The organism is Enterococcus sp. AZ103, from assembly GCF_051714685.1.
Taxonomy (GTDB): Bacteria; Bacillota; Bacilli; order Lactobacillales; family Enterococcaceae; genus Enterococcus_A; species Enterococcus_A alishanensis.
Genome location: NZ_JBIOSI010000001.1, coordinates 1551387 through 1563820, shown reverse-complemented (window position 1 = coordinate 1563820; position 12434 = coordinate 1551387). Strand labels below are relative to the sequence as shown.

Annotated in this window: 10 protein-coding genes; all 10 read right to left on the bottom strand. The window is 35.7% G+C overall.

Features of this window, described 5'->3' with window-relative positions:
- Positions 1–6: 6 nt before the first annotated feature.
- The 10 genes from ID741_RS07885 to ID741_RS07840 all read right to left on the bottom strand — a co-directional run bounded on the left by ID741_RS07885 (position 7) and on the right by ID741_RS07840 (position 12246).
- On the bottom strand, positions 7–1665 hold the full coding sequence (locus ID741_RS07885; protein ID WP_438719638.1) for a glycoside hydrolase family 13 protein: 1659 nt from the start codon (positions 1663–1665) through the stop codon (positions 7–9).
- A 2-nt stretch (positions 1666–1667) separates the two neighbouring features.
- Positions 1668–3368, bottom strand: a complete 1701-nt coding sequence (locus ID741_RS07880) for a glycoside hydrolase family 13 protein (RefSeq protein ID WP_438719637.1) — start codon at positions 3366–3368, stop codon at positions 1668–1670.
- 12 nt (positions 3369–3380) lie between these two features.
- The gene (locus tag ID741_RS07875; RefSeq protein WP_218326855.1) at positions 3381–4199 is read right to left on the bottom strand and encodes a PTS system mannose/fructose/sorbose family transporter subunit IID; all 819 of its coding nucleotides are present in this window, start codon (positions 4197–4199) and stop codon (positions 3381–3383) included.
- Positions 4196–5005, bottom strand: coding sequence for a PTS mannose/fructose/sorbose/N-acetylgalactosamine transporter subunit IIC (locus ID741_RS07870; protein WP_218326856.1), 810 nt, complete (start codon positions 5003–5005; stop codon positions 4196–4198). Before ID741_RS07870 ends, ID741_RS07875 begins: the two co-directional genes overlap by 4 nt.
- A 12-nt stretch (positions 5006–5017) precedes the next feature.
- On the bottom strand, positions 5018–5509 hold the full coding sequence (locus ID741_RS07865) for a PTS sugar transporter subunit IIB (protein ID WP_218326857.1): 492 nt from the start codon (positions 5507–5509) through the stop codon (positions 5018–5020).
- A gap of 15 nt (positions 5510–5524) precedes the next feature.
- A complete protein-coding gene (locus tag ID741_RS07860; RefSeq protein ID WP_218326858.1) occupies positions 5525–5941 on the bottom strand; it encodes a PTS sugar transporter subunit IIA in 417 nt (138 codons plus the stop codon).
- Positions 5942–6068: 127 nt separating this feature from the next.
- Positions 6069–8651, bottom strand: coding sequence for a sigma 54-interacting transcriptional regulator (locus ID741_RS07855; RefSeq protein WP_438719636.1), 2583 nt, complete (start codon positions 8649–8651; stop codon positions 6069–6071).
- Positions 8652–8741: 90 nt separating this feature from the next.
- Positions 8742–9734, bottom strand: coding sequence for a glycosyltransferase family 2 protein (locus ID741_RS07850; RefSeq protein ID WP_438719635.1), 993 nt, complete (start codon positions 9732–9734; stop codon positions 8742–8744).
- A gap of 13 nt (positions 9735–9747) precedes the next feature.
- Positions 9748–11850 carry an ArnT family glycosyltransferase gene (locus tag ID741_RS07845; RefSeq protein WP_246601525.1) on the bottom strand — a complete coding sequence of 701 codons (2103 nt, stop codon included), beginning with the start codon at positions 11848–11850 and terminating at the stop codon, positions 9748–9750.
- 3 nt (positions 11851–11853) lie between these two features.
- The gene (locus tag ID741_RS07840) at positions 11854–12246 is read right to left on the bottom strand and encodes a GtrA family protein (RefSeq protein WP_246601526.1); all 393 of its coding nucleotides are present in this window, start codon (positions 12244–12246) and stop codon (positions 11854–11856) included.
- Between the last annotated feature and the right edge of the window lie 188 nt (positions 12247–12434).

Below are 12434 nucleotides of genomic sequence, written 5' to 3'. Positions count from 1 at the left end.
ACTTTTTTACACTTCAATAATAAAAGCTTCATAAGGTGCTAAACTGTTTGAAAGCTCTGCACGCTGAAGATCGTTTTTAATCATTATTTTTCCAGTCAAACCGTTTACTTCACTAGGTATTTCTTGCTTTGTTTCTGAAAAATTAGCTACCACATACCAAGTTTTTCCTGCGTATTGTCGTTTATAAATAAACAAGGCTTCATCTTCTGGATATAATAATTCAAAACTGCCTTCTGTCAGAATAGCTTCATTATGTCGTAATTCGATTAATGCTTGATAATATTTAAAGACTGATTGTTCACTTTTTCGATCATTTTCAACATTGATTTCTGGATAATTTGGATTTAACTTGAACCACGGATCCGCTTGACTAAAACCAGCATTTTCTGATGCATCCCACTGCATAGGTGTACGGGCATTGTCGCGAGAAATTTTGTGAATCGCTGCTAAAAAAGCTTCTCTATTCATAGTTTTTTGCTGTTCAACATAAAACTGATAATTCCCTCGTAATTCAATGTCTTCGTACTCTTCTAACTCAAATTTTGGATTGGTCATGCCGATTTCTTCCCCTTGAAAAACAAAGGGGGTTCCTTGTAATCCATGTAAAACTGTCGCAAAAGCTGTCGCTGTTTGATAACGAAATTCTTGATCATTGCCCCAACGAGAAATTACCCGCGCCCGATCATGATTTTCAAAATACAAAGCATTCCAACCTTTGTCGCGCAATTCAATCTGCCAAGAAGCCAAAATGCTTTTCAACTGAGGTAAATCCATTTTTTTAAGTGCCCAACGTCCATTGACATCGCCTTTTTTACGATCCACATGCATATGCTCAAAAGTAAAAATCATATCCAATTCTTCCCGTTTAGGATCAACTAGTAAATATGCGTCGTTAGATTTTGCTGCTGGCGATTCGCCCACACTCATCATCTCAAAAGGTTTCAAAACCTCTTGATTCATTTCATGAATAAATTCATGCATTCTTGGACCATTTTGTTGATTTTCAGTAGTAAAAGCTCGGGGATTATCTGGAAAAGCCAAATCTTTTGAGATAGATGTTACTACATCCATCCGCCAACCATCAACGCCTTTACTTTTCCAAAAACGCATCATGTCATAAATATATTCCCGAACCATCGGATTTTCCCAATTTAAATCCGGCTGTTCTTTGGCATAATAATGTAAATAGTATTGCTGCCGCGAGTCATCCCAACTCCAAGCAGAACCGCCAAAACTCGAGCCCCAATTATTAGGTGCTGAACCATCAGCCTTAGCATCTTTCCAAATATAAAAATCACTAAAGAAATTATCTTTTGATTTACGACTTTCTTTGAACCATAGACATTCATCAGAAGTGTGATTTGCCACGAAATCCATCACAATTTTAATTTTCTGTTCGTGGGCTTCTTCGATTAAGTCATACATCTCTTGATTGGTGCCAAACATTGGATCTATTTGACGATAATCAGCTATGTCATAACCATTATCTACTTGTGGCGATAAATAAACGGGACTGATCCACAAAGCATCGATACCCAATTCTTTTAAATATGGCAATTTTTCTCTAATGCCATTTAAATCTCCAATGCCATCATTGTTAGTATCATTAAAACTTTTTGGATATATTTGATAAAATACGGCTTTTTTCCACCAAGCTTGACTCATATTCACTTTCCTTTCTTATCAAACAAATAGGCCACTGCCTCGTATGGTTTTAAAATCATTTCTGAAGCTACTTGATTAGCCTCTAGATAGTTACCAATCAACAATTTAGCTTCAGAGTAAGTTGCCAAATCTGAATAATTTTCTAAAATAAATTCTTCGGTTTCGTTTGAAAACGAACAAACAACAACTAAGATTTGATCGTCAGTTTCTCGTGTATAATAATAAATTTTTTCCGAATCAGCAGCTAGCAATTGATAACGACCTGTTGTGATGATTTCATACTCTTTTCTTAACTGAATCAATTTTTGATAGTAATAAAATAAGGAATTAGGGTCTTCTAAAGCTTTTTCAACATTGATTGCTGGATAGTTTGAATTGACCGCTAACCATGGATTAACTTTTGAAAATCCGGCAAACTTTTCCTCACTCCATTGCATTGGTGTACGAGCATTGTCACGTGATTTAGCATGAATTGCTTCCATTGCAAACTCATGGGACAATTGATGCATCTCTGTTAATTCTTTGTAAGTATTAAATACATCCAAATCTTGATAGTCAGTTAATTCCGGAAACTTCACGTTGGTCATACCAATTTCTTCTCCTTGATAAATGTAAGGAGTTCCTTGCATAAAGTGTAATAATGTCGCTAACATTTTCCCAGAGGTTACGCGATACTCTTGATCGTCACCAAACCTTGAAATCACCCGCGCTTGGTCATGATTATTCCAATACAAACTATTCCAGCCTTTTTGATAGAGTTTTTCTTGCCATTCAGTTAAAACTTTTTTCAAATCTGTTAATTTAAAGCTAGCATTGGAATATTTACCATATTTACCATAATCCACATGCATATGCTCAAAATGAAAAACCATATTTAATTCTTCCCGTGTTGGATCAGAATACAAAACACCTTGATCTGCATTCGTGTTAGGCGTTTCACCAACTGTTAAAACATCGTAATGAGACAGAACTTCTTGATACATTTCATGTAAAAATTCATGGACTCGCGGTCCATTTGAGGCGCCGTCATAATAGGTTCCTAATTTTCTATTTTGAATCACACGGCCATCTGGATAATCAGGTTTTTTTGAGAGTAAGCTGATCACATCCATTCGAAAACCGTCAATCCCTTTATCTAACCAAAAACGCATCATTTTATAAATTTCTTGTCTGACTTCTGGATTTTCCCAATTTAAATCCGGTTGTTCTTTCGCAAATAAATGTAAATAATATTGCCCAATTTCTTCGTTAAATTCCCAAGTGGAGCCGCCAAAACTTGAGCCCCAATTGGTTGGTTCGTGACCCTCTACAGGATCTTTCCAAATATAATAGTCACGGTATTTGTTTTTGGGCACTTGCTGACTTTTTTTGAACCATTCATGTTGATCAGAAGTATGATTGACTACCAAATCCATAATGATTTTAATATCTCGTTGATGGGCTTCTTGTAATAACGCGTCAAAATCTGCCATCGTTCCGAAATCAGGATTAATCTGATAATAATCAGAAATATCATAGCCATTATCCACATATGGCGACTGATACAATGGATTAAGCCAAATTACATCGATACCTAATTTCTTTAAATAGTCCAGTTTTTCAATAATTCCTCGAATATCTCCTGATCCATCTTGGTTGCTATCATAAAAACTTTTTGGATAGACTTGATAAACAACACTTTGTTTCCACCATTCTGAATTCATCACATACTCCTTTTAAGCAATACCTAAAACTGACAACAATATTCCTAAAACAATAATTAGCACCATTAGAACGGTGACACTCATTTTTTTGTTTAATAATTTAAAGCAAAGCAAGGTTAATAATAGTGGCACAATACCGACAAATAATGAATCTAACATCTCCTGTACATTTAAAACAGATTCACCTTGAATTTTAAAATCCAATTTTGTATCAAACATCACCATTGATGAGGTCATAGCACCTACCATGATTAATCCAACAATACTGGCAGCTTTTGAAAGAATCGAAATTAAGCCTTCTGAATACAGTCGTTCAATATATTTTGAGCCTAAAGAATAGCCTAAAAATGCACCATAGTAACGAACAACCCAAGGTAATGAGCTAAAACCGATAGCGAAGAAAATTGGAGCAATAATATTGCCAGATTGCGCTAAACTAATCGCGATCCCAGCAATTAATACGCGCCATACACCCATGAAAATAGAATCACCAATTCCGGCTAAAGGTCCCATCAAACTGGTTTTAATCGCAGTGATTGAAGAAACATCAAAATCAGGTTTCTCACTGTTTTCTTTTTCCATTGAAGCTGCAATCCCCATTACAAAGGAAGCCATCGGAACCGTTGTATTGAAATAAACATTGTGACGTAAAAATGCTTCTGCTTGTTGATCTTCTGTTTTATAAAAGTGATTGATAAATGGCAACATTGAGTAAGCAAAACCATTAGCACCTTGTTTTGCTGGATTAACAGAAGCATATAAAGTTAGTGAACGCCAAAACATACTTTTGACTAATTTCTTTTCCTCTTGAGGTAATTTAGTTATTTTCATGCGAAGAAATCCTCCTCTTCTTGTGATAATCCATCATCTTCAACAACTGCAGCTGGTGCAGTTCGATTAGAAATTTTATTAAAGTGGAAATCAATTTGTGCAAAAATGATGGCGATAATAAAACCAATCACGGCAACAGCAATTAGTGGTAATTCAAAGTAAGCAATCAATACAAAGCCCAAGAAGAAATAGACTGCAATCTCAGTAGACCAAAGCATTTTCAATAGCATTGCCATCCCGACTGCTGGTAATAGTCCACCGGCAATATTTAACCCGTTCATAATTACTTCTGGAATAGCATTCAAAGCACTTTCTACTGCAGTCGAACCAAAATACATAGCGAAAAACGGTACTAATGCATATAAGAACCACCAGCCGAACCAAACAAAGAAATGTAATCGAACAAATTCTTTTTGCTTATTTTCTCCAGCTAATTTAGTGAATTTTTCAGTAAAGGCACCATTCCAAAAAATATAGATCAATGTTTTCACTTGTTGTCCTAAAATAGCAATCGGAATTGCTAATACGATCGCTGCTTCAACACCGCTTCCGTTTTGAATCGAAAAGGCTGTAGCTAATGCAGCTGCTAAACCAGGCTCGGCTGCCGAAGCACCGCCGACATTAATAATTCCCATAAAGATTGTTTCTAAAGATGCGCCTACAATCAATCCAGTTTGCAGATCGCCCATTAGTAGACCAACTAATGGAGAAACCACGATCGGTCGCCATAATAAACTAAATCCAATTAACTCATTCATGGACAAACAGAAAAATACAACTCCTGCTACAATTAATGCATTTAACATTTAAGTTCCCCCTTATAGTCCTTGTTTACTAATAATTTCTGATGCTAACGTTTTTTCATCACTTGGAATCACTTGAAAAGCTGTTTCTGGATAAATAGTTACTAGTTCTTTTAAGCTAGCAATTTCACTATCTGTCAACATGACAAACTTGGTAATAGTTTTTTTATCTTCACCAACTGTTTTGCCAACATTTCCAACATTGACATATTCAATATCATCGACTTGACTGGCGAATTTTACTGCATCTGCAACGGTCCTGACTAGTACCATCAGCCGCATATTCCCAGCTTTAGGATTTTTTACTAAGGCTGCGGCATCATCAACACTTTTAATAATAATTTTTATACCTGAAGGTACTGCCATTTTTAAAGCCATTTGTTGCGTAGGATTAGCAGCTGTTTCATCATTTGCTACTACTAAGCCATCTAATTTCAAATCTTTCGACCATACCATCGCAATTTGTCCATGGACTAATCTTTCATCTACTCGTAAAGCTTTAATCATTTTCATCTTCTCCTTTTATGCAAAAAACTCTTCTTCATTTTCTTCTATTTGATTGATTGGTGGGACTATTTGAAGTGCTTCGCGACTTGCTTCGATTAATTGTTGTATTTTTTCAGTTGTTAAATCTTCTTGATTCAAAATAATTTCTAAAACAATTGGCAAATTAAAGCCGGCAATAATCTGAATATTTTTCCCTTCACTACCTAATAGTACTTTTTGATTGACGCTTCCTCCGAATAAGTCGGTAAATACAACAACTAATTCTTCATTATCTAAATTTGCAAAGAAATCTTCCAATTGCTGCTCGATTGGCGGAAGATCCTCAACGTAAGCTGAAAGAAAAGTAATATCTTGATTGGGAACAAATAATTCCAACGTACTTTCTAAGCCTTTAGCAAAATTCCCATGTGTTGCGATTGCAAATTTTGTCATCTCACAACCTCCTTCTCACTTTTATAAAAGCAATTAGCGTGCCAACTTTAATTTCATTGATATGAGTACTCCTTTAAGCACAAAAAAATAGTGCTCAATATTTCGGGCACTATTTTAAGCATTCAATTTAGAAACGTGTTTTAAGCAGTTCATACATTAATGACAGCTCATATTCGTCAATAAGGATATTATATTTGGTTTCGACATTATGGAAAATATTTTTAGATACTGAGTAAAATTCTTTTTTCTCACTATCTAAATCTTCTTCCAAACTGACAATTTCTTCACCTTTACGAGAACTCACCATCATTCGCTCAATCATTAACGCGATATGCATATATAAATTCAGCTTATCTCGACCACTTAAGGTTAACTCATAATACTGTTCATATTTTTCAATGATTTCTTGGACTTCTTTAATGACAATTTCGGGATTTAAAAACTGTAAGCGCGCAGCGATTCCTTCAATCGTAAAGAAGGCTAGAAACTGATCTAGTAATTCATCGGTCGCGCTAACTGACTCACCGTTTTCTACCAGTAATTGTTTCATTAGATTTGCACCTTCTGGTTCCATCACATCATAAATATTAATAATTGAAATTTCGTCAAAAGAATCAATATCGGTTGTCGTTAAAATCATTTGGGTATTGGAAAAATAATCTAAGTCATGGGAATTCAACGTGGTTTTCAAATCTTTATAATCCATCGTAATAATTTCAGTGTCTTCCCGTAAACATTTATTCATCATACTTTTGATTTCTTCCGATAAACCGACACCGGACATACAAGAAACAATAATATTTCGATTTTGTGAAAGACCTTCAAAATATTGAACATTTGTTAATTGACTGTAATTCTCAGCTTTTTTTGCAATTTCTTTAAAAGGCCGCTGCTGCTGAACTTGTAAACCAATATCTAATGCCATTGAGGTAGTCAAATTATTGATTACCATTAAATCAGCATCCGATTGTTTCTTGATTTCTTTGTACATCTGACTCAATGAACCCATATCAAACAACAGAATCACTTCTTGATCAGGTTTATTTTGTTTTAATAAAAATTTCTCAACTTCTTTACTGATTGCCAACATCGACGCATCAATCGGCATATCAAAAGCTTCAAAGAGATACGTCTGACACAAACCATTGACTACCTTTTGAATACTGGAAGCCATGTTTCCATGAGACAATAGCAAGCAAAAAAAAGGGACTTTTTCAATTTCTTGATACTCCTCACCGATCAGAACAAATAACAATAATGCTTGCAACAACTCAGCTTGCTCCGCAGAAATCGCAAAATCATCTTTTAATAAAGTGACAAATTCTCCCATTAAATAATAAGAACGGGAATATTTTCCTTTAATCATCGTCAAGATATTTTGGGGAAGTGCCGGTACTTCAGCTGCTTCCATCAACAAATAAATTAAAATTCCCGCTTCATTTATTTCATTGGCTGAAACTTGATTAAAAATACCGTATTTCTGTTTAAAAGTTTGCATTTTAACTGTCAACATTTGGGAAAAGCTATCTACTAATAATTCACTTAAATCCGAATTATTAAAATGCCGCCGCAATTTTTTTATTTCTGTGCGGACAGAAAAACGAGTTTCGTTCATCTCGGCAATCTTATCAGAAACAAAAACAGTCGCGATTAATTGTTCTAGCGTTTCCGCAAACAACCGATTGGTCAAGCTAGTGGATTGGGTACCTTGACTGAGTGTGACACTGCCAAGACTCATATCTCCTATTTGCAGTTCGACTTTTTCTGGCTGTTCCATCAATGCTCGGGCAGCTAACAGGCGGACATTATTTTTTAGATCTCCTAAATTACCTTTATAATGCTGATTGACTAGTTGAAAAATTTCACTTAAGCCTACCTGCATTTCTTTTTTTAAACTAGTTGCTTCAGTGATGAAATTGTTAAAAGTAATTTCTAACCGCTCGTGAATCGGTCTTTGATGAAAAGCAGGCAACTGAATACTCATAGGAACCCGTCGACGAAAAGTTCGTAATAAGGTATCATCTAACGATTCAGTTGTCGCAAAAATAAATCGCAAATTAACTTCTATTGGTTGCTCTTTTTCTCCTAATGGATAATACTGCCCTAAATCTAACAAAGTAAATAGTTTTTCTTGATTTTCACTATTTAAACGATGCACTTCATCTAAAAACAAAAAACCACCATCGGCTTGTTGCACCAAACCATCAGTATCTTCATTTGCTCCAGTAAAAGCCCCTTTACGATAACCAAATAAAACTGAAGACAACAATTCTGGATTATTAGCGTAATCTGCGCAGTTTAACGTCACAAAATTGGCATGATTTCCAATGACTTTTTGTTGAATCGCATATTGGTGAATCAAGCCCGCCAAATAACTTTTACCGACACCAGATTCTCCCGTAATCAAAATTGGAAACCCATTTGGCGGATAAGTCACTGCTGCTTTAGACTCATCAATCGCTTCTTTTAAACTTCCATTCGCACCAATAAAAGCTGAAAAAGCATCTTTTTTTTCAGTTTTTGGTCGCCAATAGACGGGGCGGGTGCCATATTTTTCTACTAAACCCTCTTCTAATAACTGAGATAAATAAGTCGTCACAACATTACGACTTAAATTAATATTTTCAGCAACTGCTTGGGTCGATATATTTTCTTTTTGTTCAGCCAACTCTTTTAAATGATCCAGCACGACATAGCGTGAACGTTTCATTTTCTCACCTCTTCCAAATCTCTTCATTTAATTATAACAAATCAAAAAAGACCAATCATCTTTAAAAAGACGATTGATCTTTTTTCAGGCTCAACCATTGGCGCTTTGGCGGATACCATGGGCATTTTTTACTAAATTTTTTTTTGTAATCTTTGATTGATAAGGAAAACCAATCAATTCATCGATAATATACAACGGCCGGTCTTTGCTTTGGCTAACAATTCGTTCTAAATAAATGCCCACCATTCCAACTGCAATTGATAAACCGCCGCCGATTCCTAACAAATTCACAATAATCCAATGGTCGGTCGTCATATTTCCAATTAATAAATGTATGACCAAATATAAAAAATCAATTGCTAACAACAATCCGCCAAAATAATTGGCTAACTTTAATGGAACGACTGAAAATGATGTTATGCCATCAAAAGCCAGTGACAACATTTTTCTCAAAGGATATTTAGATTCTCCTGCAAAACGCTCATGCCGTTCATACATAACTGCCGTTTGTTTAAATCCCACCCAGCTAACCATGCCTCGCACAAATGGTTGAGTTTCATTCATTCTCTTTAATTGAGTAATCACTTTTTTATCCATTAAACGAAAATCACCAGTATCTAAAGGTATTTCCGTATCAGTCATTTTTGAAAGCAAACGATAAAATATCTGAGCACTAACTTTTTTGAAATAGCTCTCCCCTTGTCTAGAACGTCGTTTACCATAGACCACATCATAGCCTTCCCGCCATTTTTCAATCATTTGAGTAATCACTTCCGGTGGATCTTGTAAATCTGCATCCATTACTACTACTGCATCACCTGAGGCATAACGAATACCTGCAGAGATTGCTATTTGATGACCAAAATTTCTTGAAAACTGAACCAGCCGGATAGATGGATACTGTTGAATTGCTGCCCGAATCAATTCAACACTGTCATCATTTGAACCATCATCCACATAAATCACTTCAAATGTTGCTGGTTGACTATTGATATAATGTTGAATTTGTAAGATTGTTTCATTCAGCGTTTCTTCTTCATTAAAGACTGGTAAAACAATCGAAATTAAAGGTTGCTGCTCCATAAACTTTCCCTCCTTAATTAACTGAATCTGCTGATAATTGGTACAGGGTACCGCTATCCATACCACCGCCCATACCGGCACCTTGCATTAATCCAATTTGATTAGATTGAATCGTTCCTTCTGTTGAATCACTGGCGTTTTCAGGCTGTGAATTTGTCTCTTCTGTTGTAGTTTGTCCACCATATTCACTGGCGTCCACTTCGGTACCATTTTCTGCCACCCATTCTGCAATATCAGACGTGCTATTTTTATTGCCACTAGCATAGAAATACTTAATCTTTCCTGCTTTAACTAATTGCTTGAATTGTTTTAGCGTAATCGCTGGATCAGTTCCATTGTATCCACCGATCGCCATCACTGCCTTACCAGAAGCAATAATATAAGGTGAAGCTGAATTAGAATCAGTTGTTGCAAATAAATATTCAGCTGATCCTTGATTTTCTTCTAAGTAAGCCAATAATTGTTCATTGACCGATTCAGAACCTAGACCTCCAGTTGCGCCACCTTGACTGAGTAATTCCGGTCCAGTTGTTGGAATTGCTGCCGACTGATGCGCTAATGTCGGTGTCAAAGACCAAAATGCTGGTGCAATAAATAAAACTGTTAATAAGCCATAAATTATTTTTTTACTGTGGACTTTCAATTTTGAGATAAACAATAAGCCAATCAAAATAATCGTTGCTGCAACTACTAAACCAGCTGCTAATAAACTGTAAGAAGCTAGGAAATATGCCTGCAAACCAGCCGTACTTAATCCAGCAATTCCCACAATAATTTTTTTGCCACCAGATAAATCTTTTTTAAATAAACTAGCAATGCCAATACCAACACCAGCAGCAATTGGTGGTGCTAACATAATTAAATAATAAGGATGGAAAAAGGAAGCAATACTGAAAAAGCTGCCAACCGCTACTAACCAAACACCCCAAAACATAATATGGGCTTGTTTTTTAGTAAGACGATACCATTTTTTCTTATTTCTAAAATAGAAAAAGGAAGCAACCAAACTGATTAATGCTAATGGTAACAGCCAACTAACTTGTGGCCCTAATTCAGATTGGAATAAGCGTAAAGGTCCTGCACTCCCGATATTAAAAGCACCGCCTCCACCACCTGTTCCTCCAGGTCCGCCACCTTGTCTTTCTCCATCAAAACCATCTCCTTGAGAGGTTTCCATAGAAGTATTATTGCTGGGCATTTGATTGGCATTGCCACCATCAGTAGGGGGTGTCATTCCTTGCTCACTGTTATTTCCACTAGGCGGTTGCATTTGTCCATCTTGGGTATTATTTTCCCCACTGTTTCCCATGCCGGGAAAAGTACCACCCGTTCCAGTTGACTGACCTAAAAGTCTTTCTGTCCCGTTATATCCAAAGGCTAACTCTAATAAAGAATTGGTTTGTGAACTGCCAATATAAGGACGGTCACTTGCTGATACATGATCAACATAGACTGGGTAAGCTAAAGTAAAGACAGCTAAAAATATCGTAGCTACAGCGGAATGAACAATTTTTTTCTTCCAACTGACTGACGAAGCAAAGAAATAAAATAAGTAAAGCGCTGGTAAGATCATAAATGCTTGTAACATTTTTACGTTAAAAGCCACACCTATCAATGCAAAGCCAATCCATAAATATCTCTGTTTCTTTACTTCAACTGCTTTAAATACGTAACGAACAGCTAGTAACATGAAAAAAACTAAAGTAGCGTCCATATTGTTGGTTCGTGAATTCGCTACAACAATCGGCGTTAAGGTCATGGTTAAAGCCGCTATTCTTCCGGCAAGCACACCAAATCTTGGTTTTACTAAGCGATACATTAAGTAGACCGACCCAACACCAAATAAAACCGACGGTAAAACCACACTCCAGCCGTGAACACCAAAAATTTTGGCTGAAATAGCCATAAACCATAAAGCTACCGGTGGTTTATCCACTGTAATAAATCCAGCAGCATCAAAAGCCCCATAGAAAAAATTGTGCCAGCTTTGAACCATACTAGTGACTGCGGCAGTATAATATGAATTGGCTGAACCAGCATCCCAAATTCCCCAAGCATATAAAAATAAAGCTAGTATTAAAATAATTGCTAAATAAATATCTATTTTTCTTTTCATTAATCATCGACTCCTCTTAAATACCCAAAACTTGCTAAATAAAAAATTAATTGGCAGAGTAAAGGCCACTGTAAATATTGGTGCTGTTAGTTGAGACAATTGGAAACTAGTAGTCCACACATAAGTTAATCCCATGCTTAATAGCAATGTCGCTCCATACAATAAATAATACTTCCAATAGGTATTTTTTGCTGTCGAGGTACTTTTAAAAACTTTTTTCTGATTTAAAATAAAACCAATGACTGATGTTACAAGATAACCAAAGGCAATTGCCAACGTTGCCGGAATAATTAAAATCAGGCACCAATAAATTATCCAGGTTAAAACTGTATTCAAAAATCCAACTAAACTAAATTGAATAAATTGCCGTTGATTTGGTTGAAGTGGTAATTGCATCAACTCACATCCCTTCTCTGTCTTTCATTATCAATTACTAGCTTAACTCAAACTTAAAACAGCTATTTTGTCCTTTTTTTTATTTTTAAGATTATTAAATTATTTACCTCTGTGAAGATTGTTTGAGGAAAAAATCTAAACATGAAAAAAAGAGGAAGAAACTTCGATAAAAAAGTTTCTTCCTCTTT